This window comes from Amycolatopsis sp. NPDC033938 (assembly GCF_055575975.1).
On the sequence record NZ_JBVIRO010000002.1, the window covers coordinates 336,589 to 362,279 of the forward strand.

Sequence of the window (25,691 nt, forward strand, 5' to 3'; positions counted from 1 at the left end):
GATAGGTGCGCGGGCGGACGAACCGGCGTGCGCCGCCTCACACTGGCTCCATCAAGAAGGCCGTGACGCGGGTATGGTCGCGAAGACCGCCTATTGCCCTTGCGCCGATGCTTGGAGGACGCCGTGTCCGGTTCCGTGATCCTGGGTGCCGCCCGTACACCGATCGGGCGATTGCTCGGTTCCTTGAAGGATTTCTCGGGTGCGCAACTGGGCGGATTCGCGATCAAGGCGGCGCTGGAGCAGGCGGGCGTCTCGCCGGACGCGGTCCAGTACACGATCATGGGCCAGGTGCTCACCGCCGGCGCGGGCCAGATCCCGGCGCGCCAGGCCGCGGTCGCCGGCGGCATCCCGATGACCGTCCCGGCGCTGACCATCAACAAGGTCTGCCTTTCCGGTCTCGACGCGATCGCGCTCGCCGACCAGCTCATCCGCGCGGGTGAGTTCGACCTGATCGTCGCGGGCGGCCAGGAATCGATGACCCAGGCGCCGCATCTGCTGCCGAAGTCCCGCTCCGGCTTCAAGTACGGCGACACCACGCTCGTCGACCACATGGCCTACGACGGTCTGTTCTGCGCCTTCGACCAGGTCGCGATGGGCGCGTCGACGGAGAAGTACAACAGCCGCTACGGCGTGACCCGGGAACAGCAGGACGAGTTCTCCGCGCGTTCGCACCAGCGCGCCGCCGCCGCCATCGCGGAAGGCCGTTTCGACGCCGAGATCGCGCCGGTGTCGATCCCGCAGCGCAAGGGCGATCCGGTCGTGTTCTCGAAGGACGAGGGCGTCCGCGCCGACACCACCGTGGAAAGCCTCGCGAAGCTGCGCCCGGCGTTCGCCTCCGACGGCACCATCACCGCCGGTTCGGCGTCGCAGATCTCCGACGGCGCGGCCGCGGTCGTCGTGGCCAGCAAGGCCAAGGCCGAGGAACTGGGCCTGACCGCGCTCGCCGAGATCGGCGCGCACGGCGTGGTCTCCGGTCCGGACGCCAGCCTCCACGAGCAGCCGTCGAACGCGATCCTGGCCGCGCTGGCCAAGGAGAAGCTGACCGCGGACGCGCTCGACCTGATCGAGATCAACGAGGCGTTCGCCGCCGTCGGCCTGGTCTCGGCCGACAAGCTCGGCGTCGACGTGGACAGGGTCAACGTCGACGGCGGTGCCATCGCGCTCGGCCACCCGATCGGGGCATCCGGGGCCCGGCTGGCCGTGCACCTGATCCACGAGCTCCGCCGTCGTGGTGGCGGCCTCGGCGCGGCCGCGCTCTGCGGTGGCGGCGGTCAGGGTGACGCCCTGCTGCTCCGGGTCCCGTAAAGCCCTTGCCGGTACAGCTGGACATCGACGAACTGGTCGATCGCGCGCGGGACGGCGTTCCCCGCGCGATCGCCCGGTTGCTGTCGCTGGTCGAGGACGCCCATCCGCAGTTGCCCGAGGTCGCGGCGAAGCTGACCCCGTACACGGGCAACGCGCGGGTCGTCGGGCTGACCGGCCCACCCGGTGTCGGTAAGTCGACATCGACGTCCGCGCTGCTCACGGCCCTGCGGGCGCAAGGCTTGCGGGTCGGGGTGCTGGCGATCGACCCGTCGTCGCCGTTCTCCGGCGGAGCGCTGCTCGGCGACCGGATCCGGATGACCGAGCACGCCACCGATCCCGGCGTGTTCATCCGGTCGATGGCCACCCGCGGCCACCTCGGCGGGCTTTCGTGGGCGACCCCGCAGGCGGTCCGCGTACTCGACGCGGCCGGTTTCGATGTCGTGCTGATCGAGACCGTCGGCGTCGGCCAGTCCGAAGTGGACGTCGTGAAACTGGCCGACACCACGGTGGTCCTGCTCGCGCCGGGGATGGGCGACGGGATCCAGGCGGCGAAGGCCGGGGTGCTGGAGATCGCGGACGTGTTCGTGGTCAACAAGGCCGACCGCGAGGGCGCGGACGCGACGGTGCACGATCTCAAGCAGATGATCTCCTTGGTGCGCCGGGAGATCCGCGGCCCGAGCTGGCGTCAGCCGATCGTGCGAACGGTGGCCTCACGCGGTGAAGGCGTCGACGACGTCGTCCGCGCGCTGGCGGAACACCACGATTGGCTGGTCCAGCGGGAAGAACTGCCCCGCCGCCGCGCGGCGCGGGCGCGGGACGAGGTCGAGGCGATCGCCGTCCAGCGGCTGCGCGCGGAGATCGTCGACCTGCGCCACGGCGACCGGCTCGCCGAACTGGCGAGGCGTGTGGTCGCGCGGAAGATCGACCCGTTCGCGGCGGCCGACGAACTGATAGCCGAGCTCCACTCGTGAGTGGTAATGACGGTTGGAATCGTCATTACCACTCACGAGGCTTTCAGAGGATTTCGATGACGCGGACCTTCGGCGGACGGTTCGGGAAACTGATATCGGTCCATCGGTTGATTCTCACGTCAGCGCCATTGCTGTCGTAATAGATCAGATCGTTGTTCCCGGTGTAGATCCGGTCGATCCACCAACCCCCGAAGCTGATCCTCCCGCGGTTGGCGTAGCAGTCGACGCTGGTGCTCCCGCCGAGGTGTGACCAGATCTTCAGGAAGTTCTCCCCGTCCCGGCAGGGGATGTGGTCGATGGCGAACGAGGTTCCGGTCGGCGTGATCATGGTGAACATGGCGGCAGCGGCGGCCGCCATGGTCGCGATCCGGCCGACTTTCTTCTTGCTCGGGATCACAGGTTCTCCTTCGGTGGAAATCCGAAAAAAGGAGCTTCACCCCGAGCGTCCCGATGGTGGGCGAAGATTGTCAATTCACCCGCTGTTTCGCGGGACCGGACGGACAACCAACTCTGTCCGTCCGGGCAAGGGTTGAGGGAGGTAAAGCGAAGCCGGGACGCGGACAAACGTGTCCACAAAGGACACTCTTTGGAAGAGAGGTGTACGGTTTGAGTGGTATGCGTGGTTTCGCGCAGGGGTCGCGAGTGGCGAGTAGCGTTCTATTGAGGGGTAAGTCAGGCGTGGCGTGATCGGCTCGCCTGCCTGGCAGTAGGCGAGGACCTCCCCGTTGAGGCGGGGGGCGACTGTCCACAAGGGACGTCCTTCGGGGACTCGGCGTCCGATTGATGACGCTATGTCCGGTTCCGCGTGGGGTCGTGAGTGGCGAATAGGGTTAGAACCCTCATTGCCACTCACGACCCCCGGCTCGGAACCGTGCAAACCACCCAAGTCGGACAGCCTTCTTCGGAAAAGTGTCCCTTGTGGACGCTGGGGCGCGGCCCGGCTTCCGTCGGGCAGCCGGTCCCGCGCAGGGGGCGTGAGTGCTAAGTAGTGTTCTAACCCTATATAGCACTCACGACCCAGCGCGGAACCGTGTATATAGGTACCAATCGGACACTGTGTGGGCAGTAAGAGTCCCGGTGGACGTTGAAGGCGCGGCTGACTCCCGTCGCCCAGGCCGGAACCCGCCGCGACGCCCTCTGACACCTTGAAGCAGCAGAGCCTCCGCCGCATTTGGCTTACCCGGCTAGAATTCGACGTACATCTTGATGTCGCCGAAGTCGCTGTCCAGGTTGTCCAGATGGGCGATGGCGTCCTCTTTCCAGACCTCGAGCTGGTTGGTCTCGCCAAAGGTGAGCTGTTCCCCGTCGGCGACCTTGTTGGCGTAGTTCGTGATCGTGACCGTCTGCCCCCGGCAGAACTCGACGCGCTCCAGGAACCGGTCCGCCATGTCGGGGTCGAAGACGCGGCCCATCCGGACATAGCCGTTGTTGATGTGCTCCTCGCAGTAGAAATGCGCCGCGGCCGAGGCGATCCACTCGGTCAGCGAAGGGTCGCGAGGCGGCCACTTCTCGCGGACGTGCGACTTGATCTCCCTGGCGAGGCGGATGACCCGGCGCCGCTCGAGGTCGGTCAGCCCGTCCTCCTTGCGGAAGTCGAGGATCATGTCGTCGACGATCTTGGCGAGCCGGAGGACCCGCGGTTTGTCGAGCTCGGCGGGTTTGTCCGGCGGCAGCCCGGCCATGACCCGCTCGTGCACCAGGACGTACTGCGTGTACGCGTAGAGGAAGGTCAACGCGTTCAGCTGCCATTGGTGTCGTTCGGCGATCTCCACGGCTTCGACCCTAACCTCGGACCTACTTCCGGACCTGTGGAAGCGGCGGGGATTCACCCTATGCTCTCTTCTTCGTCCACGGCTGGGAGGCAGGAACCGTGCAGAGGATCGCGAAGGTCGTTGTGAGCGTGCTGGGTGCCGGGCTGATGCTCGCGGCCGGTACCGGGACGGCGTCGGCGGAGGCCGTGCCGCCGAAGGTCACGAAGGGGCCCTGCCAGTACACGGAGACTCCGGACGAGCCGGCCGCGCGGCCGGTCCCGCTGCCCCCGGACCCGCGTCACACGCCGAGCCGGGGCACGGTCCCGGTGCAGCTGAAGACGAACCAGGGCAAGATCGACCTGACCCTCGATCGGGCGAAGGCGCCGTGCACGGTGCAGAGTTTCCTGCATCTGGCGGTACACCGGTTCTACGACCGCACGACCTGTCACCGGCTGACGGCGTATCCGACGCTGAAGGTGCTGCAGTGCGGTGACCCGAGCGGCACCGGGGAGGGCGGTCCCGGCTACAAGTACAAGGACGAGCTGCCCGTCGGGCTGCCGCCCGCGCCGACCGACCCGACCGGCGCGCGGAAGGTGTACTCCCGCGGCGTCCTCGCCATGGCCAACGCGGGCCCGGCGACGAACGGCAGCCAGTTCTTCGTGGTGTACGGCGATTCCGCGTTGCGCCCGAACTACACGATCTTCGGCACCGTGGGCACCGACGGCCTCGAAACCCTCGACAAGGTCGCAGCGGGCGGCATCCAGCCCACGCCGGAGAATCCCGCCCCGGTCGACGGCGCTCCCGTGCTGAAGACCGACATCCTGCGGGCCCGCCCCTGGTACTGCTGACGCAGGGGGTCAGGTGACCTCGAAGATGGCCTCCCGCAGGGCTTGGGTGGCGCCGTTGAAGGCGTGTTTCGCGGCGGCGCCGTACCCGACGATGAGCCCTTCACGCTGGGGCTCGCCGATCCAATAGCCGCTGAGTCCTTCGAGCCCGATCGCGCGACGGCGGCAGGCGGCGATCACCTCCATCTCCCTGGGCAGTTCGCCCGGGAACTGGAGCACCAGATGCAGCCCGGCCGAGATCCCTTGCGGCAGCACGGAATCCGGGAGCGCCGCCAGCAGCCGGTCGCGACGGGAGCGGTACTCGGCGCGGCAGCGGCGGATGTGCTGGTCGTAGGCGCCCGACTCGATCAGCTCGGCCATCGTGAGCTGGTCCAGCAGCGGGGGCCGGGCCCCGCTCGCGGCCATCTCCGCGCGCACCGGTTCGACCAGGAACCTCGGCAGCACCATCCACCCCAGCCGCAGCGACGGCGCGAGCGTCTTGCTCGTCGTCCCCACGTACACGACCCGTTCCGGCGCCAGCGCCTGCAACGCGCCGACCTGCTGATGGTCGAACCGGAACTCGCCGTCGTAGTCGTCCTCGATGACGACGGCGCCGGTTTCCGCCGCCCACCGGGTGAGTTCCGCCCGCCGCCCCGGGGCGAGGGTGACCCCCAGCGGGTACTGATGCGCCGGGGTGACCACCGCCGCCGGACTGTCCAAAGCGGACACCGTGATCCCGTGATCGTCCACCGGGACACCGGTCACCCTTGGCCCGTTGGCCGCGGCGATCTCCCGGTAGATGTGCAGTGACGGGTTCTCGAACGCGATCTCGTCCGCGCCGCGTGCGTGCAGCACACGCGCCAGTATCGCGATGGCGTGCGAGAACCCGGCGCACACCAGGATGCGCTCGGGGTCGGCGACGACCCCGCGGCTGCGGGCCAGGTACACGGCGAGCGTCTCCCGCAGTTCCGCCGCGCCGGACTCGGCCGTGTAGTCGAACGCCGACATCGGCGCGCGGTGCAGTGCGCGCCGGGACGCCGCGAGCCACGCCGTCCTGGGGAACGCGGACAGGTTCGGCCTGCCGGGGCGCAGGTCCCAGCGGGGCGCCGGGTCGCGAGGGATGGGCTTCGGTGGCGACGCGGGCAGCGCGCCCGCCGTCGCGACGCGGGTCGGCGCGCCCTGCGAGGTCCGCAGGTAGCCCTCGGCGGCGAGGTCGGCGTAGACGCGCGTGACCGTTCCCCGTGCGACTCCGAGGTCCTGCGCCAAGGCCCTGGTCGACGGCACCGCCGCGCCCGCCTGCCAGCGTCCCTCCCGGATGGCCGCGCGGATCGCCGCGGCGAGCCCGGTCCTGCCGCTTTCGGGACGCCAGTCCAGATGGACGTCTATTCCCGAACTGGACCACGATTCTGCCATGTGACTGGACCATACTCGTGGGCCAGTTGTCGCTAGATTCAAGGTCATGACCAAGCGAATCCACGTGGGCAAACGAGTGCCCGAGATCTACCAGGCCATGGCCAAACTGCAGGCCGAAGTCGAGAAGGCCGCCGCCAACGCCGGGGTCGACCAGAAGATCCTCGAACTGGTGAAGATGCGTTCCTCGCAGATCAACCACTGCGCGTTCTGCCTCGACATGCATTCCCACGACGCGTTGCAGATGGGCGAGTCGCCGCGGCGGCTGTTCGTGCTGCAGGGCTGGCGCGAGACCGAGCTGTTCACCGAGCAGGAGCGCGCCGCGCTCGCGCTGACCGAGGCGATCACGAACGTGGCGACCCTGCACGAGGTCCCGGACGACGTCTACGAAGAGGCCACGCGCGTCTTCACCGAGGACCAGTACCGCGCCGTCGTGTGGGAGGCCATCGCGATCAACAGCTGGAACCGGATGTGCGTGACCAGCCACGCGCCGCTGCCCGAGCGCGCCGAATGACCGCGGCGCGGCTGCGGGAACTGCACGTCGCGGGCACCCCGCTGCTCCTGCCGAACGCGTGGGACGCCGACAGCGCGCGTCTCGTGGAAGCCGCCGGGTTCCCCGTCGTGGCGACGAGTTCCTTCGCCATCGCCAAGGCTCTCGGGTACGACGACGGGGAGGCCGCGCCTGTCGAGGAGATGTTCGCGGCGGCCGCGAGGATCGCGCGGGCGGTCTCGGTCCCGGTGACGGTCGACGTGGAATCCGGTTACGGACTCGAAGCGGGAGACCTCGCGGCGAGGCTCGCCGAGGCGGGGGCGGTCGGCTGCAATTACGAGGACACCGATCACGTCGCGGGCGGACTTCGATCGCTGGAGACACAGGCGGATCAGATCGCGAAGTTACGTGAGGCCGCCGGAGACGCGTTGGTGATCAACTCCCGCGTCGACGTCTTCGTGAGCGCCTCCGACGAGCGTGCCGTACTGGACGAGGCGATCGTGCGGGCCAAGGCGTATTTCGAAGCGGGCGCGGACTGTGTCTACCCGATCCTGGCGAAGTCGCCGGAAGTGCTGGGCGACTTCGTCAAGGCGGTCGCGCCCGGTGCGGTCAACGCGATGCCGCTTCCCGGCGGCCCCGATCTCTCCGCGCTCGCCACACTGGGGGTGGCGCGGATCTCGCTGGGCACCGGGCTGTGGAAGTCGGTCCGCGCCGATCTCCGGGCGAAACTGACCGAACTGGCGGCGGGGAAACTGCCGTATTAGGGAAATGGGAACCGGGGCGTGCGGCCGGGGGGCGTAAAGGATGCCCGGCCGCACGCCCCGGCGACTAGTGGGAGATCGCCTTTTCGGCGCCCGCGCCGGTGAGGGAGCGGACCTCCATCTCGGCGTACTTCTTCTGGTTGTGTTCCTTGGACAGGACCGTGCCGAGCCAGCCGAGGAAGAACGCGACCGGGATCGAGACGAGGCCGGGGTTGTCGAGGGGGAACCAGTGGAAGTCGACGCCTTGGATCATCGAGGCGCTCTTGCCGGTCTTCGGGTCCACGGGCTTACCGGAGACCGCGGGTGAGAAGACGATCAGCAGGACACAGACCGCGAGACCGCCGTAGATGCTCCACAGCGCGCCCTGGGTGTTGAAGCGTTTCCAGAACAGCGAGTACAGGATCGTCGGCAGGTTCGCCGACGCCGCCACCGCGAACGCGAGCGCCACCAGGAAGGCGATGTTCTGCCCGTTGGCGAGGATACCGCCGAGGATCGCGACCGCGCCGATCACCAGCGCGGTGATCCGGGCGACCTTCACCTCCGAGGCCGGGGACGCCTTGCCCTTCTTGATCACGTTGGCGTAGACGTCGTGCGCGAACGACGCCGACGCCGTGATCGTCAGGCCCGCGACCACCGCGAGGATCGTCGCGAAGGCGATCGCCGCGATCAGGCCGAGCAGGATCGGCCCGCCCAGTTCGAGCGCCAGCAGCGGAGCGGCCGAGTTCACCCCGCCGGGGGCGGCCTTGATCTTGTCCGACCCCACGAGCGCGCCGGCACCGTAGCCGAGCACGAGGGTGAACAGGTAGAAGATGCCGATCAGCGCGATCGCCCAGACCACCGAACGACGGGCTTCCTTAGCGGTCGGCACGGTGTAGAAGCGCATCAGCACGTGCGGCAGCCCCGCGGTGCCCAGCACCAGCGCGATGCCCAGCGACAGGAAGTCCAGTTTGGTCGTGCCGGTCTTCCCGTACTGGTTACCCGGCCCGAGCAGCGCTTCACCGGCCTTGCCCGCCTTGTCCACGGCACCCTGCAGCAGCCCGGAGAAGTTGAAGCCGTACAGCGCGAGCACCCAGACCGTCATCGCCAGCGCGCCGGCGATCAGCAGCGCGGCCTTGATGATCTGGACCCACGTGGTGCCCTTCATGCCGCCGATGAGCACGTAGGCGATCATGATGATGCCGACGATCACGATGATCGCGGCCTGCCCGGCCTTGCTCTCGATCCCGAGCAGCAGCGCGACGAGGCCACCGGCGCCCGCCATCTGCGCGAGCAGGTAGAAGAACGAGACGGCCAGCGTGGACGTCGCCGCCGCGGCCCGCACCGGGCGCTGCTTCATCCGGAAGGCCAGCACGTCGCCCATGGTGAACTTGCCGGTGTTGCGCAGCAGTTCCGCCACCAGCAGCAGCGCGATCAGCCAGGCGACCAGGAAGCCGATGGAATAGAGGAAACCGTCGTAACCGTAGACGGCGATCGCACCCGCGATCCCGAGGAACGACGCGGCGGACAGGTAGTCGCCCGCGATGGCGACGCCGTTCTGCGGACCGGTGAACGCGCGGCCCGCGGCGTAGTAATCCGACGCGGTCTTCGTGTTCCGGCTGGCCCGGAACACGACGAACAGCGTGACCAGGACGAAGAGACCGAAGATGGTGATGTTGAGCGCGGGGCTGCTGCCCTCGACTCCGGCGGCGAGGGTCATTTGGTCTCACTCTCGATGTCCGTGCGGATCTTTTCCGCGATGGGGTCGAGTTTCTTGTTCGCGTAGCGGACGTAGAGCCCGGTGATCAAGAAGGTCGATACGAACTGCAGCAGGCCGAAGACGAGGCCGACGTTGATGTTGCCGACGAGCTTCGTGCTCATGAAGCCGTGCGCGTAGTCGGCGAGCAGCACGTAGAGCAGGTACCAGACGAGGAACAGCGCCGACACCGGGAACACGAACCGGCGCAACCGCGAACGCAGCTCTTTGAACTCGGGGCTGTCGTGGGCCTTGTCCCAATCCGTCTCCGGCGGACTGGGCGCGTCCGTTTCAGTGCTCATGGTGGTCTCCTTGCTGTTCACGAGAACGACCACGGCCGGGGGACCGGGAGAAGCCAGATGCACTCGTACGCACATCGTCTTCCCTTCGCCGCGCCGCGAATGTGTTCCGCGCCACGTTAAGGAGGCCTCAGGCGGACCGGAACCGTCAGCGGTTCAAACGCCTGCCGAGACGACGAACGGTCGACGAACGGTACTCAGACCACGACGAAGGGGTTTCGGCTGTGCGATCGTCCAGATGCAGCCGCAACATGGCGGCCGTCGACCAGGAAGGAGGCCTGCCCCGCAAGGAAACCACGATCATTACGCCGAATGCCAGTGGTACCGACCACGGGGCGGGCTGCGACACCAGGATCGCGGGCAGACCGCTCAGCGCGGGACCGAACAGGGCCACGAGGATCGAGCCGGAGGACGCGACCAGTCCGGTGAGGACACCGCTGATCGCACCCGCCGCGGTCAGCCGGTTCCACCAGATGCCGAGTACCAGCAAGGGACAGAACGTCGACGCGGCCACGGTGAAGCCCCAGGTGACGAGCACACCCGCGTCCAATCTGGCCGAGGGAAGCGCGAGCAGGACCATCACCGCCGCCGCGCCGAGCACCGACCAGCGCAGCCGCCGCAGCCCGCCGGGCATCAGATCGTGCGCGATCGCGCCGGAGATCACCAGCAGCAGGCCCAGCGAGGTCGCGAGGAAGGCGGCGAACGCGCCCGCCGTCAGCAGCCCGGTGAACAGTGAACCGGCCCAGCCCTGGTCGACCTGGGACGGCAGCGCGACGACGACGATGTCGGTCGCGCCGGAGACGTACAGCTCGGGCACGAGCACTCGGCCGAGTACCCCGTAAACCCCTGGGAACAGGTAGAAAACGCCGAGCAGGGCGACGGTGATCGCCGCCGTCCGGCGGGCGGCGCGGCCGTCGGGGCTGGTGTGGAAGCGCATCAGGACGTGCGGCAGGCCCATCGTGCCGAGCATGGTCGCGATCAGGATCGCCCAGGTGCCGAGCAGCGGGTAGCCGTGGTCGCCGAGGTCGAGCAGTGGCCGCTGCCAGTCCGGCCCGCCCAGCGGGGCGCCACCGCGGACGGCGGGAACCGGTGTGCCCTGGGCGAATTCCAGCACCTCACCGCTCCTGGCGATCAGTTCTCCCGGCGGCACCACGTGTTTCTCCGGGCTGAGCAGGGTGGTCGGCTCGCGCAGGGTCAGCGTCACGTCGATCTCGAACGACAGCTGGGTATCGCGGGCGAAGTGGGTGAATTCCACTGGATGCACCGAAGCCGACCGCTCCTCTGGCGCGATTTGGGAGACCAGCCAGATCGCGGGAATGAGGAACAGCAGCAGTTTCAGCACGAACTGGAACGCCTGGACGTAGGTCGCCGCGCGCATCCCGCCGAGTGCCAGTGTCGCGCTGACCGCGGTGCCCGCGATCACGACGCCGACCCAGTACGGCGTCCCGCCCACCGCGGTGAGCACCAGGCCCGCGGTGCGGAATTGCGGTACCAGGTAAAGGGTTCCGATCACGAGGACTACGAGTGCGGCGAGGCGGCGCAGCGCGGGCGAGGCGAGCCGCGCTTCGGCGAAGTCCGGCACGGTGAGCGCGCCGGATCGCCGCATCGGCGCCGCCACGAGCACCAGCATCGCGATGTAGCCCGCGGTGAACCCGACCGGGTACCAGAGCGCACCGATACCGTCCTTCACCACCAGCCCGGCGACCCCGAGGAACGACGCCGCGGAAAGGTATTCGCCGGAGACCGCCGCGGAGTTGACCAGCGGCGAGATCCGGCGCGAGGCGACGAGGAAGTCCGACGTCGTCCGCATGGCGGCGACCCCGCGCAACCCGATCAGTAGGGTGATCAGGACGACGGGCGCCACCGACAGCACCGCGACCACTAGTCGTCCTCGATCTTTTCGGCCCGGCGCAGCTGCCACCACGACAGCAGCGCCATCGCCGGATACGGCAGGACGGCGATCATCAGCCAGGACAGCGGGATATCCAGCAGCCGTACCGAATCCAGGCCGGGGAAGACGCCGAACACCAGCGGCAGCCCGAACACCAGCCCGAACATCCCGCCCAGCGCGGGGAGGCCGCGGCGACGCTGGGCGCGATAGAGCCTGTCCGCGCGTTCGGCGTCGTTCACCGCCAGCCGGGGCACGCGCCAGCGGCCGCGCGACCGGCGCCGCGAATGCGCGAGCCGGGTCTGCGGGCTGGTGACGGCCACCCGTTTGACGCGGCTCACGCGCGGTTCCCCCGGCCGAGGTCGCCGCGTTGCGCGGCGGCGAGCAGCCGGTCACGCAGGTCGCGCGCGTGGCGGCGGCTCACCGGGACGTCACCGGCCTCGGTATGCGCGAGCAGTCCGCCGGTGGTGTCGCTGCGCAGTTCCAGTACCGCGTCGACGGCGAGCAGGAAGCCGCGATGCACGCGGGTGAATCCCGTTCCCTCCCAATACTCTTCGAGCCGGGAGATGGGCATCCGCGTGACGTGGACGCCGGATTTCGTGTGCAGCCGGACGTAGTCGCCGTGGGCCTCGACGAACTGGACGTCGTCACGCCGGACGTACCGCGTGCGGCCACCGGATTCGACCGGCAGCGCCGACATCGCGTCCGGTGCGGGCTTCTGCTCTTCAGTCTGGTTGCCCGCCATCCTGACCACTTTGGACAGTGCGGCGGACAGTCGTTCCGCGCGCACCGGTTTGAGCAGGTAGTCCACGGCGCCGATACCGTAGGCGGTCACGGCGTGACCGTCGTGCGCGGTGACGAACACGATCACCGGCGGCTCGCTGAGCCGCGCCAGCAGTGAGGCGAGTTCGAGCCCGTCGAGTCCCGGCATGGAGATGTCGAGGAAGACGGCGTCGAAATGACTGGCCTGCAACAGTTTGAGCGCCTTGAGCGCGTCACCGGCCGCGACCACCTCGGCGACTTCCGGTGCTTCGCGCAGCAGGCTGCACAGTTCGTCGAGGGCGGGTGGCACGTCGTCGACCGCCAGTACCCGGAGCCCGTTCGTCACGGCAGCACCCCCGGCTGGAATCGGGGCACGCGCACCACGACCCGGGTACCCGCGCCGACCTCGGTCTCCACCGTCAGTCCGTACCACGGCCCGTAGACACTCCGCAGTCTCTTGTCCACATTGGCCAGTCCGACGCCGCCGTCGTCGCCGCGCCCGGCCAGGATCGCCGCCGCACGGGCGGGGTCCATGCCGAGTCCGTCGTCCTCGACGCTGATCACGCAGTCGTTCCCTTCCGCCATTCCCTGTACCTGGATGAACCCCGCCTCCGAACGAGGTTCGATCCCGTGCCGGATCGCGTTCTCCACCAACGGTTCCAGCACGAGATACGGAACCGCGACGGCCAGCACCTCCGGCGCCACCCGCACCTGGACCCGCAGCCGTTCGCCGAGTACCGCCCGCTGCAGCGCCAGATAGGTCTCGATGGCGCGGAACTCCTCGGCCACCATCGTGTACTCGCCGTGCCTGGCGAGGCTGTAACGCGTGTACTCGGCGAAGTCGAGCATCAGGTCGCGGGCGCGATCCGGATCGGAGCGGACCAGCGAGGAGATCACGGTGAGCGCGTTGTAGACGAAATGCGGCGAGATCTCGGCCCGCAGCGCGCGCAGTTCCGCCTCCGCGGCCTGCTCTGCGGACGCCTCCAGGCGCCCGCGTTCGAGCGCGTGGACGACGAGTTCGGCGGCCTGGCGGGCGACGGCGGTCTTTCCTTCGGTGACCAGGAGGACACCGGCGAGTTCGTCGTGGACGTGCAGCGGCAGGGCCAGCAAGCCGGGCTCGGACACCGGTGTCTCGGAGTGGAGGACCTCGTCGAGCGCCGAGACGACGACGTCGTCGGCAGCGGGACGACCGGACCAGATCAGCGAGCCGGAGAGGTCGGTGAGCCCGAGGCCGGGGACGCCGAACAGCCGGCGGAGGCCGTGCGCGGCGTGACGGGTGCGGGGTCCGGCGAGGCCGTCCATGAGATCGTCGGAGACGCGCTGGGCGGCGGCGAGTACCGGCACCGGATCGGCGCTCGCGGCGGGGCGCCAGGGCAGACGGGTGGTCATCCGGCCTCCTCCGCGACGTCGAGGGCTAGATCCTAACGTCGGTGCGTGGTTTCGGCGGTTACGCTCCGGGCATGGTCGTTGGGGATGCCGTGGTGCTGCGCCTGGACGTCGTGATGCGGCGGCTCGCGTGGGTGGGTTTCGTGGTCTTCGGCGCGGGCGGTTTGGTGGCCGTCGTCGTGTCGCTGTTTTCGCGCTCGATCCCCGGGGTGGTGTTCGGCCTGCTCAGCGTGGGTTTCGCGGGGCTGATCCTGCTCGGGCTGCGGCGGTCGGCGGGGTCACTGGTGATTTCCGCCGCGGGGTTCTCGGTTCCGGAGGTCTTCGAGGTCCGGTGGACCGAGGTGACGCGGCTGCGGGTGTGGCGGGAGAAGCGGCGGGTGGGGCGGTGGACGCACTGGTGGCACTACCGGCTCGAATGGACCGGGTCGGGACCGGATTTCCTTCTTGAGGGTGACGAGTACGCGTACGCGCTGGGTCACCTGGGTGGGGGCGCCAGGCTGTATGCGGCTCTCACGCTCTTCGCACCTGCTGGAGTGGTCGAGCTCGCGGAGTGAGTGGGTCCCGAACGCCATGAAAGGTCCTTTCCTTGCAAAATTTGCAAGGAAAGGACCTTTCATGGCATTACCGAAGCGCGTCAGCAGCTCTGCTTGTAGAAGTACTGCGCGTTAGCGTCCATGTTCGCCTTGGTGATGGAGTGCAGCGAAGCGGTCAGGTTGCGCGTGACCGGCTTACCCTCCAGCGCCGCGATGGCCTGCTGCACACCCTGCTGCCCGATGGCGGCCGGGTCCTGCGCGATGAGGCCCTGGTACTCGCCCTTCTTCAGCCCCTCGATCTCCGACGGCGAAGCGTCGAAGCCGATCAGGTTGACCGCGCCGATCTTGCCCGCGTTCCGCAGGCCGGTCGCGGCGCCCTCACCTGTGTTGAGGTTCGTCGCGAAGATGCCGATCAGGTCCGGCGTGGACGCCAGCGCGGCGGTCACCTTGGACGCGGCCTGGTCCGGCTCGTTCTGGGTGAACTGCACGCCCGCCGACTTCAGGTTCGGGTAGTTCTTCAGCTCGTCCTCGAAACCCTTCGCGCGGGTGTTCGTGGTCGAGGTACCCGCGATGGTGTCGAGCACCAGCACCGAACCGGTCTTGCCCACGGCCAGTTCCGCCATCGTCTTGGCGGCGAGCTTGCCGCCCTCGGCGTTGTCCGAGGAGATGGACGACTCCGCCACGCTGGTGTCCTTCAGCGCGGTGTCGACCTCGATGATCTTCGCGCCGCGGCCCTTGACCTGCTGGATCGGCGCGAGCATCGCCTGCGCGTCGGTCGGCGCGATCAGGAGCGCGGCGGGCGGGTTGGAGCCCAGTGCGTTGACGAGCTGTGTCTGCATGGCGGCGTCGAACTTCTGCGGCGCCTGCGTGGTGATCTCGTAACCGGCCTTCTTGGCCTCGGCCTCGGCTCCGCACTGCATCGAGATGTAGAACGGCTCGGCCTGCACCCCCGGGATCAGGGACAGTTTCTTGCTGGTGGTCTTGGCGCCGGAGTCGCCCGACGACGATCCGCCGACGGTGCCACCGCCGCAGGCGGTCAGCAGGAGGGCCGCGGAAACGGCGGCACCGGTGACGAGCAGGGTCTTCTTCATGGGATGCACCTCTTTGTGCGTAGGAATCATCGAGAATTGCGGCGACGACGGCGCCGCTGGTCGAACCAGACCGCGGCGATCAGCACCGCGCCGACCGCGATCATCTGCCAGAAGTCCTGGACGTGCGTGATGTTGAAGCCCTTCTTCAGCACGGCCGGGATGAACACGCCGATCACCGTGCCCAGCACCGAACCGACACCGCCGAAGAGGCTCGTGCCACCCATCACCGTGGCGGCGATGGCGTTGAGGTTGTCCGTGGTGTGCGCCGAAATAGTCGTCGACGCGTAGTACGCCAGCGACAGAAAACCGGCGACACCGGCGAGGAAACCGGTGAGCGTGTACACCTTCAGCAGATGCGCGGTCACCCCGATCCCCGCCCGGCGCGCGCCCTCGGCGTTGGAGCCGACGGCGAAGGTGTAGCGGCCGAATTTGGTGGTGTGCAACAGCCAGGCACCGATCAGCGTGATCACCACGGCCACCAGCACCAGGTTCGGCACCCCGCCGAACGAGGTCCCGTAGCCGAGCGTCTTGTTGAGCTCGGTCGGCACACTGCGCACGTCGGAGCCGTTGTTCAGCAGGTACGCGGCACCGAGCGCGGCACCCATCGTGCCGAGCGTGACGATCAGCGGCGGGATGTTGGCCACCGCGATCAGGAAACCGTTGATGAGGCCCCAGATCGTGCCCGCGACGACCGCCGCCACGAGCCCGGCGGTGATGACGCCCCAGCCTGCCTTGGTCGCGTCGCCGTCCGGGCTCAGCGCCTCCATCGTCTTGCCCGCCACCATGCCCGCGAAGATCAGCACGGAACCGACCGAGAGGTCGATCCCCGAGGTGATGATCACGAACGTCATGCCGACCGAGAGCACCAGCAGCACCGAGGTCTCGATGAGCAGCGTCTGGAAGGTGAACAGCGTCGCGAATTCGGCGGGCGCGATCGCGGTGAACACGATGACGAGCGCCAGCAGCACCAGCGCGATCCAGAAGGTGTTGGCCCCGATCAGCCGCTGGCCGATCGAGCGTTTGCCGAAACCACCGTCCACAGTGGTCTGGATCCCGGGGTCCTTCTTCGCCGGAGTGGACACGGTCACGCCGCCTCCTCTTGTACGAGCGCCCCGGTCATGGCGGCGACCAGGTCTTCGAGTTTCGTGTCGGCGCCGGTGAACCGGGCGACGCGCTTGCCGAGCCGCAGTACTTCGATGCGGTCGGACACCGAAAGCACCTCCGGCATGTTGTGGCTGATCAACACGACGGCGATGCCCTTGTCCCGCACCTTCTTGATCACGTCCAGCACACGTTCGCGCTGCACCACGCCGAGCGCGGCCGTCGGCTCGTCCATGAACACGACCTTCGAGGCCCACACGACCGAGCGCGCGACCGCGACGCTCTGCCGCTGCCCACCGGACAACGAGCCGATCGGGACGTCGGGACTTTGCAAGGTCACGCCGAGCCGCTGGAACTCCTCCACGGCCTGGCGGCGCATTTCCTTCTTGTCCAGCATCCCCAGTTTGCCGAGGATCCCCTTGCGGTGGATCTCCCTGCCGAGGAAGAGATTCGCGGCCGGATCGAGTTCCGGTGCGACCGCGAGGTCCTGGTACACCGTCTCGATCCCCATCCGCCGGGCCGTGGTGGGGGAGTCCAGCACAACCTCGGAGCCGTCGAGCAGGATCTTGCCGGACGTCGGCTGTTCCGCGCCGGACAGGCATTTGACCAAAGTGGACTTCCCGGCGCCGTTGTCGCCGATCAGCGCGGTGACCTCACCGGCCCGCGCCTGGAACGACGCGCCGCGCAGCGCTTCCACCGAGCCGTAGCGTTTGACCAGGTCCTGTGCGTCGAGCAGGAGTTCGCTCACGATCGCTCCCTCTTCTCCGGTGCCGGCGGCCTGCAGCGGATGACCGTGACGTCGCCCTCCACGCTTGCCTGACCGGCGTCGTGCGGGACTACGTAGGTCTCGCCCTTGCCCAGTGCGTACTCGCCGCCGTGTTCGGTGCGGAGCGTCCCCGAACCGTCCATGACGACCAGTACCGCGAACGACGGGTCGAGTGACAACGTTGTCGACCTACCGGAAGCAGCGGGACGGAGCCGGTCGGCGCGGAAGTACGCGTCGCTGCCGTCGGCGAGCAGGTCCACAGTGGACGCTTCGTCGCCGGCGGTGCGTTTGATGATCGAGCCAAGCCGTTCTTCGTCCCAGCCCGAGGTGTCCAGTGTCTCGATGGCGGTTTCGAACCCGATCCCGAGATGCGCCTTCTCCGGGTTCGCCAGGAAGTCGCGCCACTCCAGGGTCAGCGAGAAGTCGGTCGGCTGCTGGAGTTCGACGACGAACACGCCCTCGCCGATCGCGTGCGGCAGGCCGGCCGGGATGTAGACCGTGTCACCGGGCGTGACGGCCACGCTGTTCAAGGCTTCGAGCATGGCGGGCGCGTCCTGGGTGCGGGCCCATTCGTTGACCGTCGCCTTGTCGACCGTGTCCTGGAAACCCGGGTAGACGCGCGGGTCGTCGCCATAGGTGCCGACCACGATCCACGCCTCGGTCTTGCCGAAATGCGAGTCGAAATGCCGCCGGGCGAAGGCGTCCGAGGGGTGGAAGTGCACCGGCAGGCGCTGGCCGGCGTCGAGCAGTTTCACCAGCAGGCCGGTCGAGTCGCCGAGCGCCTCGACGTGTTTGGCGCCGAGCCAGGCGGAAGGGTTCTCGCGGACGGCGTCGCGCAGCCAGACCCCGTCGGGGAGTTTGGTCAGGCCGTTGGTCTCCTGGCCGAACATCGTGGTTGCCGAGCCGACCCAGTCCTCCGGGCCGTATTTGGATTCGGACGACGCGCCCCGCAGCGCCGCGATGGCGTCGCCGCCGCGGTAGAACTGCGGCGGCTGGTTCGCCGGCAGGCGGATCGGTGAGAGGTGGCCGCTCATGACGGGGCGACCTCCCCGGAACCGCGGGCTACGAGATGCACGGGCAGAACTACCTTTCTCGGTGCGGATTGATCTCCCTGGACCCGGGCGAACAGCAGTTCCGCAGCCGCCCGGCCCAAGGCGCTCACGTCGTGCGCGATCACGGAAACCGGCGGATCCAGCAGATCCGCCAGCTCGAAGTCGTCGAAGCTGATCATCGCGGGCCGCTTTCCGGCGTGTGCGAGCGCGCGCAGCAGGTGCACGGCGACCCGGTTGTTGCCCGCGACCACCGCGGTGGCCGGATTCGGCCCGGTGAGCAGCCGGCGCACGGCGTCGCCGACGCTCTCGGCCGTCGGCGTCCGCATCACGACGAGGCTCTCGTCGTAGGGGATCCCGTTGCGGACGCAGCCTTCCCGGAATCCGCGCAGTCGTTCACCCGCGGTGAAGATGTCCGGGCTGTCGGCGAGGAACGCGATCCGGCGGTGGCCGTGTTTCGCGAGGTGGGCGACCGCTTCGATGGTGCCGCCGATGTTGTCGACCAGCACGGTGTCGGCCACGATGTCGCCGGCCGGCCGGTCGAGGAACACCACGGGCGTGCCCGCGCGCATCTCGGGCACCAGGTAGCCGTGCTGCATCCCGGCCGGGACGACCAGGATGCCGTCGACGCGGCGGGAACAGAACTCGAGGACCAGCTCGCGTTCGCGATCGGAGTTCTCCTCCGACGAACCGGTCAGCACCTGCCGCCCGAACGAGGTCGCGATGCGTTCGACCGCCCGGTTGAGTTCCGAGTAGAAGGGGTTCCCGACGTCCTCGACGATCAGGCCGATCGTCCCGGTCGTCGAGCCGCGCCGCAGATTCCGCGCGCCGAGGTTGCGCCGGAACCCGAGCTGCTCGATCGCCGCCATGACGCGCTCCGCGGTGTCCGGATGGACGGCGGGCTCGTCGTTCACTACCCGCGAGACGGTCTTGATGCTCACGCCCGCGAGCCGGGCCACGTCGCTCATCGTGGCCCGTCGGCTGGTGGTGCGGTGGCCGTTGTCCGGGCCGCTGGAAGACAACGTTGTCATAGTGGCGGGAATTGAACTTGAGCGACGCGATGATGTCAATGCCCGGTTCGCCGGGGAACCGCTTTCCGAGTTCGAACCGTTACGACGTCCTAGTGACCGTCCGTGCGCCGTCCGGTGAGGGCACCTTCGCCCGAACGGCCCCTTACGCCACAAGATCACTGAGTTACCTTGGTCACATTCCTGTGGGCCACGGGGGAGGCGAGTGGGGGATGGGGAGCACGGTTTCGGCCATGGCGCAGGTGCGGCCGCTGGTGTTCCCGAACGTGGAAAGCGTCGTGTCCGGGTATCTCAAAAGCCGGCCGGAGCTGACCGGAGTCCCCATCGGATCGCTGCCTCCGCCGGGTTTCGACGGGACACAGCGCGCGGTCGTGCTCACCCGGCTCGGCGGTCATTTCGCCGACGACGATCTGCTCGACCACGCGGAAGTGCGGATCGACTGCTACGGACCGGACAAGCCCGCCGCGCACACGCTCGCCTTGGCCGTGCGCGGGGTGCTGCCGTTGATCACCGGGGTGGCGCTGGCGGACGACGTCGTCCTGCCCGACACGACCGAGCTCCAGGGGCCGTGCTTTTCGCTCGACCGCAGATTCTCCAACGCCGCCCGGTACCTCATGAAGTACCGGTTCCTGCTCGTGATCAGACAAAGACCGGCCTGACCGGGCCGGCTGAGACTGGGAGGGGCTCTCATGCCAGGACTGAACGCCAGCGAGATCCGGGTGGCGGGGACCGGATCCCTGTTCGTGGCACCCGCGCACACACCCGCTCCGGCGGATTTCACCAAGGACTGGGCGGCACCGTGGGTGAACCTCGGCTACACCAGTTCCGACGGGGTCAAGTTCGTCAAGAAGGACAAGCTCGATCCGGTCGACACCTGGCAATCGGTGGCGGCGATCCGCTACGTGTTCAGCGACCGCGACTTCTCGGTGAAGTTCGCCCTCCTGCAGATCAACAGCGACACGCTGACCTTCTTCTTCAGCTCACCGGCGCCCGCCACCCCGAACGTCTTCAACATCGACGCGGCACCGCGGGTCGACGAACGCGCGCTCGGCATCGAGTTCAGCGACGGGCCCACCGTGCGGCACCGGTTCTACATCCCGCGCGGAGTGGTCACCGAAACCGATGAAACGTCGGTGACGAGGACCTCGGCGATCAAACTCGGCGTCACCTTCACCGCGCTGACGCCGATCAAGGACAACAAGTTCGAACCGCTGGCGCAGTGGTCGATGAACGCCGCCGCGCCGTCGGCGGCCGAGACCGAGAACGAGCCCGAAGAACAGCCCGCGTAAGCAGAGCCAGGGGGAACACCGGAAATGGCGAAGTACAACGTCAACGCCGCACGCGCGCAACGGCTCGAAGCGCTCGGCGAGCGGTGGGAATTCGAACTCGACGGCGAGACCTTCTCGCTGCCGACCGAGCTGCCGAGGGATTCCGTCGGCAGGCTCGCCGCGCTCGATCCGTCCGATTTGGACGGTCTCTTGCAGGTCCTGCTCGGCGACGAGCAGTTCAAGCGGCTCGACGAACACGCCGTTTCGGTGCAGGACGTCCAGGCGCTGCTGGAGGCGTACGGGCGCGACACCGGCATGTCGCTGGGGGAATCTTCGGCCTCGACGAGCTCCTGAAGGAGCACGGCGAGGCCGTCGAAGCCGATCTTCTCCGGTTCTACCGGGTGGATTTACTCGACTACTACCGCGGCCGGCTTTCCGCGAGACGCCTGCGGGTGCTGATCCGGCATCTGCCGAGGGAGTCCGCGCTGGTGCGCGCGCTGCACGGCGACGTCGCCGACTGGGGCATCGCCGAACATCTGCTCGCCGGCGCGGTCGACGAACTGGCCGTCGGCAACTGGCTGTTCGTCTCCGCGAATGCCGACGAGAACGCCGAACGGCCGGAGCGGCCGCGTCCGGTGCCGAGGCCGGGTGTCGAAGGGGAGGAAGAGGTCGTGGCGACAACGCCTGAGCAGCTCGCCGCCTTCTTCGGCGCGCCGGTGCCGGGAGGTGGCCGGTGAGCATGCCGATCGCCCCGATCCCGGCGACCGACATCGTCGGCGGGTTCAAGAAGGTGGCCGACGAGATCGGCAAAGGGCTCGTCGAGTTCGCGAAGAACGTCAAGGCGAGCGCCCAGTACGTGAAGGCGGACGCCCAGGGCATCAAGGCCGACGCACAGGCGATCAAGGTCGATCTCAGCGGGATCCAGCTCAAGAGCATCAAGGACATCAAGGACGCGGTCGGCGGGCTGGCGAGCGGTGCGTCCAAGGCCTTCGGCACCATCGGATCCAAGGCCACGGAGGCGGGACGGGCGGTGTCCGGGCTGGCCACCTCGGCCAAAGGCACCGCCACGTCAGCGATGACCAGTGCGGGCAAGGCGGCGGCGAGCGCGGGGCAGTCCGTCGGACGACTGGCCACCAACCTTCGCGGCGCGGGGGCGGCCGCGCTTTCCGGGGCGGGATCGGGGCTCAGCAGGTTCGCGACCGGGGTCCGCGGACTGGCGGTCGCCGCGGCCGCCGGAGCCCGGGAAATGATCAAGCTGACGGTCGCCACCGCGAAGAACGCCGCCGCGTCGGCGATCGCGACCGCCAGAACGATCGCGCAGACCGTCGCGCAACGGGTCGTCGCCGTGGCGACGAGGTTGTGGGCGATCGCGCAGACGCTGCTGAACGTGGTCATGCGGCTCAACCCGATCGGCCTGATCATCACGGCGATCACCCTGCTCGTCGGCGCGGTCATCCTGGCCTACAACCGGAGTACGACGTTCCGGAACATCGTCAACGCCGTCTTCACCGCGGTCAAGAACGTCGTCGTCGGCGCGGTGAACGTGGTGCGGAACATCATTTCCGTGGTCTGGCCCTACGTCGCCAAGGTCATCCAGGTCGCGGTGACGGTCATCCGGACCTACGTCACCACCTACTTCACGGTCGTCAGGACCGTCGTCACGACGGTGTTCAACGCGGTGCGGTCGATCATCTCCGGCGCGATCAAGTTCGTGGTCGGCACGATCCGCGGGGTCGGTCAGGTGGTCGGCATCGTCCGGAACGCGTTCAACCAGGCCAAGGACGCGGTCAGTTCGGCGATCTCCGGCGTCATCGGCTTCGTCCGCGGCCTGCCGGGGAAGATCGTCGGCGCGCTCGGCAACATCGGCCGCACGCTGTACGGCGCCGGGAAATCGCTGATCACCGGGTTCATCAGCGGTATCCGGGACATGGCCGGGAACATCCTGTCCGCGATCAAGAACTTCATCGTCGACAAGATCCCCGGTCCGATCAAGAGCTTCCTCAAGATCTTCTCCCCGTCGCAGGTGATGGCCGGGATCGGCAGGAACATCGGCGAAGGACTGATCGTCGGCATCGACGGGACCGGCGACAAGGTCTCCACCGCGATGAAGAAACTCGTGCCTGTCCCGAATTCGGCGACCATCAAACCCGCCATGGCCGCGTTGAGCACGACACTCGCCGCGACCGTGACCGGACCGCTCGGCCGGGCCGCGGCGGTGCGGGAGGCGGCCGCCGCGGTGACGGTCAACGTGCATCCGAGGGCGGGCCAGTCGGAATACGAGATCGGCCGGGTGGCGGCCAGGGAGGTGGCATGGGCGGCGAAGCGGTAGCCGAAAGCGTCCTCGCCTTGCCCACGTACACAGTGGACGGCTGGGCGGGTAACACGGTCGACGGTGACGGTGTCGAATGGTGGGTGACCAAAGAGGACGGCTGGTCCAGCGCGCCGGGAGTGCGGCTCGAACTTTCCGACCGTCCCCAGCGTGACGGCAGTTTCGACGCGCCCTCGTTCCGGTCGGCGAGGGTGATCACCTTGGAGGGCACGGCCGTCGCGCCGGACGAGGACGCCCGCGAGCGGGCGAAGGACCGGCTGGCGGCGGTGCTCGCCGACGGTTCGGCACTCGCCGAATTCGCCGTCGCCGAACGGACGGTGACCCGGCGCGCGCTGGTCCGGCTCACCGCGGGCACCAAGGTGGTGGACACGACGCCGGTCAGTTTCGACTTTTCCGTCCAGCTGGTCGCACCGGATCCGCTGCGGTACGGCTCCGGCGTCCACGAGGAGTCCTGCGGGCTGCCGCGACCGGGCACCGGACTGACGTTCCCGCTCACCTTTCCGCTGGCGTTCGGGGAATCCGTCGACGGCGTGATCGCGGTCACCAACGCGGGCACCGCCACCGCGTGGCCACTGTGGACGATCACCGGACCCTGCACGCAGCCGGTGATCCGCAACGACTCCGGCGGCCAGCGGCTCGCGTTCTCCTTGAGCCTCGGAGAGGGGGACGTGCTCGTGGTCGACGCCGGGGCGAGGACCGTCTTCCTCGGCGGGGCGTCGCGGCGCGCGGCGCTGCTGCCGAGGTCGCGATGGTTCGGTTTCCCGCCCGGCAGCACCACGATCGGTTTCGATTCGTTCGACGACTCGGCGTCCGGGAGGCTCACCGTGAGCTGGCGCGACGCCTGGATCTAGGGGAGGCAACGGCGATGGCAGAACGGCGTCCAGGCTGGGGAAACGGGGTCGAAGCCGCTGACGCGAGGCTGGTCACCGGCGCGCTCGTGCAGGCGCAAGGCATCGGTGACGCCCTCGATCCGCTCCGGGTACGGCCGGGGATCCGCGACAGCGCCGGCACTCCAGGCAACTGCGTACTGGCGAGCAACAAGGTCACGGTCAACCCGTTCCAGGCCGTGCTCGCCGATCCGGCGAAACCCGGTGACGGCGCCTACATCGTCACCCTCGACGCGGCGAGGGAACTCGCGTTCGGCGCGCAGCACGCGTCACTGCGCCGGATCGATCTGGTGGTCGCCGAGATCACCTCCGACGGCCGGTTCGCGGTCACCCTCTACGCCGGGGAGAACTCCGCGACGCCGGTGCGCCCGGTGCCGTCGGGAAGTCCCTACCTCGTGCTCGCCGAGATCACCGTCCCGCCGGCGGGGAGCGTGCCGGGACCGTCGCTTGTGGACAAACGGCAGTTCACCGCGGCGGCGGGGGCGATCCTCCCGGTGCGCGGCGAAGCCGACCTCCCGCCGGTCGGGCCCGCACACGGCAGCCAGTTCGTCTACCGGCTCGACACCGGCCAGCTCCAGGTCAAGAAAGGGGGCGCCTGGGTCGCCTACCGGCCGCCACGCGGCGACACCTGGCATGCGGCCACCCTGCAGAACGGCTGGCAGAACTACGGTTCCGGGTTCAACACCGCCGCGTACACGCTGATGGACGACGGCTGGGTGCGGCTGCGCGGGCTGGTGCGGTCGGGCACCTTGGACAAGGCGATCTTCACGCTGCCACCGGGCTTCCGCCCCGCCGGGCGCTGGCTGCTGCCGATCAGCACCGCACCCGACACGATCGGCAGGGTGGACATCATGCCCGATGGGACGGTGATCGCCAGCACCGGCAACGCGGGGTGGATGAGCCTCGACTCCCTGACCTTCGCCACCTACTCGTAGGCACCCGATGGGCACGACGTACACCTACCTCATCGCGGATCTTCGCGAGGGCACGATCCTGGACGAACTGCCGCTGTCGGGGGTGTCGTTCGACAAGAAGCTCAACGACACCGGGACCCTGCGAGGGCAGGTGCGGGTCGACGACCCGGTGCTGCGGGCACGGGAGCCGCGGGTGCTGACCGAACCCGGCCGGACGGCGATCTACGTCGATCGCGACGGAGATCTGTTGTGGGGCGGCATCGTCTGGACGAGCCGGTACTCCGCGGCCAAGGGCACGCTGGAGCTCGGCGCGTCGGATTTCCTGTCCTATTTCGACCATCGGCTCGTGCTCGACCCGGCCGATCCGACCAAGCCCGTGACCTTCACCAGTACCGACCAGATCACTGTGGCGCGGGGCGTCGTCGGCCTCGCGCAGTCCCATGTGGACGGTGATCTCGGAGTGACCTTCCTCGGTGCCACCGCTTCGGGGGTCGCGCGGACGGTGAGCTACGCGCCGGCCGAAGCCAAGGCGGTCGCCGAGGTGCTGCGGGATCTCGCGGGTGCCGACGACGGGTTCGACTTCACCTTCGACGTCCGCTACGACGGGAGCGGGGCGATCGAGCGTTTCCTGCGGTTCGGCCACCCCCGGCTCGGGCAGCCGGGCGGACCGCATGTCTGGGAGTACGGCGCGAACCTGATCGACTTCACCTGGCCGAGCGACGCGGCGAGTATGGCGACGCGCGTGCTCGGGACCGCGAGCGGGCAGACGGGCGCGCCGGTGATCCGCGCCGATCCGACCGCGTCCGCGGCGGGCTGGCCGCTGCTGGAGGCCACCGCGCCACAGCTGGACACCGCCGACGCCGCCCTGCTGGCGGCGCATGTGGCCGGTGAACTCTCCGTCCGGCGGCGACCGGTGGTGCTGCCCGAACTGACCGTGCGGGCGGATCTCGATCCGGTCGTCGGCTCGTACTCGGTCGGCGACGACGCTCGGGTGCTCGTCGACGACCCCTTCTTCGCCGGAGACCTGCTCGACGTCACCGTCCGGATCCTCGGCCTTTCCGTCACTCCCGGCGACGACGCCGGGCAGGAGGAGGTCGTGCTGACCGTGGCACCGATACTGGGTACCGGATGAGCGCGTTCCCTTCC

Annotated in this window: 28 protein-coding genes; 14 read left to right on the forward strand and 14 right to left on the reverse strand. The window is 68.6% G+C overall.

What is annotated here, in order from left to right; genetic code table 11:
- Positions 1-123: 123 nt before the first annotated feature.
- Positions 124-1,305 carry an acetyl-CoA C-acetyltransferase gene (locus tag ACZ5ZX_RS08320; protein WP_465501317.1) on the forward strand — a complete coding sequence of 394 codons (1,182 nt, stop codon included), beginning with the start codon at positions 124-126 and terminating at the stop codon, positions 1,303-1,305.
- 5 nt (positions 1,306-1,310) lie between these two features.
- Positions 1,311-2,276, forward strand: coding sequence for a methylmalonyl Co-A mutase-associated GTPase MeaB (gene meaB / locus ACZ5ZX_RS08325; protein ID WP_465501318.1), 966 nt, complete (start codon positions 1,311-1,313; stop codon positions 2,274-2,276).
- A gap of 43 nt (positions 2,277-2,319) precedes the next feature.
- On the opposite strand, the gene ACZ5ZX_RS08330 is transcribed toward meaB, so the two are convergent.
- Entirely contained in the window at positions 2,320-2,673 is a 354-nt protein-coding gene (locus ACZ5ZX_RS08330) for a beta/gamma crystallin domain-containing protein (RefSeq protein ID WP_465501319.1), read from the reverse strand.
- 787 nt (positions 2,674-3,460) lie between these two features.
- Positions 3,461-4,048, reverse strand: a complete 588-nt coding sequence (locus tag ACZ5ZX_RS08335) for a hypothetical protein (protein ID WP_037304628.1) — start codon at positions 4,046-4,048, stop codon at positions 3,461-3,463.
- Between the two features lie 146 nt (positions 4,049-4,194).
- On the opposite strand from ACZ5ZX_RS08335, the gene ACZ5ZX_RS08340 reads away from it, so the two are divergent.
- On the forward strand, positions 4,195-4,875 hold the full coding sequence (locus ACZ5ZX_RS08340; RefSeq protein ID WP_465501632.1) for a peptidylprolyl isomerase: 681 nt from the start codon (positions 4,195-4,197) through the stop codon (positions 4,873-4,875).
- Between the two features lie 9 nt (positions 4,876-4,884).
- Here the strand turns inward: ACZ5ZX_RS08340 and pdxR are convergent, their stop codons facing one another.
- Positions 4,885-6,264: a MocR-like pyridoxine biosynthesis transcription factor PdxR gene (gene pdxR, locus ACZ5ZX_RS08345; RefSeq protein ID WP_465501320.1), complete on the reverse strand. Its 1,380-nt coding sequence runs from the start codon at positions 6,262-6,264 to the stop codon at positions 4,885-4,887.
- A gap of 46 nt (positions 6,265-6,310) precedes the next feature.
- Between pdxR and ACZ5ZX_RS08350 the strand changes: the two genes are divergently transcribed.
- Together ACZ5ZX_RS08350 and ACZ5ZX_RS08355 are read left to right on the forward strand one after the other, a co-directional pair.
- Positions 6,311-6,775 carry a carboxymuconolactone decarboxylase family protein gene (locus ACZ5ZX_RS08350; RefSeq protein ID WP_037304632.1) on the forward strand — a complete coding sequence of 155 codons (465 nt, stop codon included), beginning with the start codon at positions 6,311-6,313 and terminating at the stop codon, positions 6,773-6,775.
- Positions 6,772-7,515, forward strand: coding sequence for an isocitrate lyase/PEP mutase family protein (locus ACZ5ZX_RS08355; RefSeq protein WP_465501321.1), 744 nt, complete (start codon positions 6,772-6,774; stop codon positions 7,513-7,515). Before ACZ5ZX_RS08350 ends, ACZ5ZX_RS08355 begins: the two co-directional genes overlap by 4 nt.
- Positions 7,516-7,579: 64 nt before the next feature.
- On the opposite strand, the gene ACZ5ZX_RS08360 is transcribed toward ACZ5ZX_RS08355, so the two are convergent.
- The 6 genes from ACZ5ZX_RS08360 to ACZ5ZX_RS08385 form a co-directional block, all read right to left on the reverse strand.
- Positions 7,580-9,208 carry a solute symporter family protein gene (locus ACZ5ZX_RS08360; RefSeq protein WP_465501322.1) on the reverse strand — a complete coding sequence of 543 codons (1,629 nt, stop codon included), beginning with the start codon at positions 9,206-9,208 and terminating at the stop codon, positions 7,580-7,582.
- Complete coding sequence (locus ACZ5ZX_RS08365) at positions 9,205-9,546, reverse strand: DUF485 domain-containing protein (protein ID WP_465501323.1); 342 nt, start codon at positions 9,544-9,546, stop codon at positions 9,205-9,207. The genes ACZ5ZX_RS08360 and ACZ5ZX_RS08365 overlap by 4 nt, the downstream gene beginning before the upstream one ends.
- 145 nt (positions 9,547-9,691) lie before the next feature.
- On the reverse strand, positions 9,692-11,425 hold the full coding sequence (locus ACZ5ZX_RS08370) for a sodium/solute symporter (RefSeq protein ID WP_465501324.1): 1,734 nt from the start codon (positions 11,423-11,425) through the stop codon (positions 9,692-9,694).
- Entirely contained in the window at positions 11,425-11,772 is a 348-nt protein-coding gene (locus ACZ5ZX_RS08375; protein WP_465501325.1) for a hypothetical protein, read from the reverse strand. Before ACZ5ZX_RS08375 ends, ACZ5ZX_RS08370 begins: the two co-directional genes overlap by 1 nt.
- A complete protein-coding gene (locus tag ACZ5ZX_RS08380) occupies positions 11,769-12,539 on the reverse strand; it encodes a LytR/AlgR family response regulator transcription factor (RefSeq protein ID WP_465501326.1) in 771 nt (256 codons plus the stop codon). The genes ACZ5ZX_RS08375 and ACZ5ZX_RS08380 overlap by 4 nt, the downstream gene beginning before the upstream one ends.
- Positions 12,536-13,582 carry a sensor histidine kinase gene (locus tag ACZ5ZX_RS08385; protein ID WP_465501327.1) on the reverse strand — a complete coding sequence of 349 codons (1,047 nt, stop codon included), beginning with the start codon at positions 13,580-13,582 and terminating at the stop codon, positions 12,536-12,538. Before ACZ5ZX_RS08385 ends, ACZ5ZX_RS08380 begins: the two co-directional genes overlap by 4 nt.
- A gap of 71 nt (positions 13,583-13,653) precedes the next feature.
- Between ACZ5ZX_RS08385 and ACZ5ZX_RS08390 the strand changes: the two genes are divergently transcribed.
- A complete protein-coding gene (locus tag ACZ5ZX_RS08390; protein WP_465501328.1) occupies positions 13,654-14,133 on the forward strand; it encodes a hypothetical protein in 480 nt (159 codons plus the stop codon).
- Between the two features lie 80 nt (positions 14,134-14,213).
- Here ACZ5ZX_RS08390 and ACZ5ZX_RS08395 read toward each other — a convergent pair whose 3' ends face one another.
- The 5 genes from ACZ5ZX_RS08395 to ACZ5ZX_RS08415 are packed head-to-tail and all read right to left on the reverse strand — an operon-like array spanning position 14,214 to position 19,087.
- Entirely contained in the window at positions 14,214-15,203 is a 990-nt protein-coding gene (locus ACZ5ZX_RS08395; protein ID WP_465501329.1) for an ABC transporter substrate-binding protein, read from the reverse strand.
- Between the two features lie 26 nt (positions 15,204-15,229).
- Positions 15,230-16,291, reverse strand: a complete 1,062-nt coding sequence (locus ACZ5ZX_RS08400) for an ABC transporter permease (protein WP_465501330.1) — start codon at positions 16,289-16,291, stop codon at positions 15,230-15,232.
- On the reverse strand, positions 16,288-17,052 hold the full coding sequence (locus tag ACZ5ZX_RS08405) for an ATP-binding cassette domain-containing protein (protein ID WP_465501331.1): 765 nt from the start codon (positions 17,050-17,052) through the stop codon (positions 16,288-16,290). The genes ACZ5ZX_RS08400 and ACZ5ZX_RS08405 overlap by 4 nt, the downstream gene beginning before the upstream one ends.
- Entirely contained in the window at positions 17,049-18,104 is a 1,056-nt protein-coding gene (locus tag ACZ5ZX_RS08410; protein WP_465501332.1) for a class I mannose-6-phosphate isomerase, read from the reverse strand. The genes ACZ5ZX_RS08405 and ACZ5ZX_RS08410 overlap by 4 nt, the downstream gene beginning before the upstream one ends.
- Entirely contained in the window at positions 18,101-19,087 is a 987-nt protein-coding gene (locus ACZ5ZX_RS08415; protein ID WP_465501633.1) for a LacI family DNA-binding transcriptional regulator, read from the reverse strand. The genes ACZ5ZX_RS08410 and ACZ5ZX_RS08415 overlap by 4 nt, the downstream gene beginning before the upstream one ends.
- A 272-nt stretch (positions 19,088-19,359) precedes the next feature.
- Between ACZ5ZX_RS08415 and ACZ5ZX_RS08420 the strand changes: the two genes are divergently transcribed.
- Genes ACZ5ZX_RS08420 through ACZ5ZX_RS08455 form a run of 8 tightly spaced genes read left to right on the forward strand, consistent with a single transcriptional unit; the run spans position 19,360 to position 25,677 of the window.
- Complete coding sequence (locus ACZ5ZX_RS08420) at positions 19,360-19,806, forward strand: hypothetical protein (protein ID WP_465501333.1); 447 nt, start codon at positions 19,360-19,362, stop codon at positions 19,804-19,806.
- Positions 19,807-19,836: 30 nt separating this feature from the next.
- A complete protein-coding gene (locus ACZ5ZX_RS08425) occupies positions 19,837-20,436 on the forward strand; it encodes a phage tail tube protein (RefSeq protein ID WP_465501334.1) in 600 nt (199 codons plus the stop codon).
- A 24-nt stretch (positions 20,437-20,460) separates the two neighbouring features.
- Positions 20,461-20,769, forward strand: coding sequence for a hypothetical protein (locus ACZ5ZX_RS08430; protein WP_125673574.1), 309 nt, complete (start codon positions 20,461-20,463; stop codon positions 20,767-20,769).
- A gap of 47 nt (positions 20,770-20,816) precedes the next feature.
- Positions 20,817-21,152, forward strand: a complete 336-nt coding sequence (locus ACZ5ZX_RS08435) for a hypothetical protein (RefSeq protein WP_465501335.1) — start codon at positions 20,817-20,819, stop codon at positions 21,150-21,152.
- Positions 21,149-22,744 (forward strand): phage tail protein, encoded by a 1,596-nt coding sequence (locus ACZ5ZX_RS08440; protein ID WP_465501336.1) that lies wholly within the window; start codon positions 21,149-21,151, stop codon positions 22,742-22,744. The genes ACZ5ZX_RS08435 and ACZ5ZX_RS08440 overlap by 4 nt, the downstream gene beginning before the upstream one ends.
- Entirely contained in the window at positions 22,726-23,595 is an 870-nt protein-coding gene (locus ACZ5ZX_RS08445) for a phage distal tail protein (protein ID WP_465501337.1), read from the forward strand. Before ACZ5ZX_RS08440 ends, ACZ5ZX_RS08445 begins: the two co-directional genes overlap by 19 nt.
- A gap of 14 nt (positions 23,596-23,609) precedes the next feature.
- Positions 23,610-24,566: a hypothetical protein gene (locus ACZ5ZX_RS08450; protein ID WP_465501338.1), complete on the forward strand. Its 957-nt coding sequence runs from the start codon at positions 23,610-23,612 to the stop codon at positions 24,564-24,566.
- 7 nt (positions 24,567-24,573) lie between these two features.
- Positions 24,574-25,677, forward strand: a complete 1,104-nt coding sequence (locus ACZ5ZX_RS08455; protein ID WP_465501339.1) for a hypothetical protein — start codon at positions 24,574-24,576, stop codon at positions 25,675-25,677.
- The last annotated feature ends 14 nt before the right edge of the window (positions 25,678-25,691 follow it).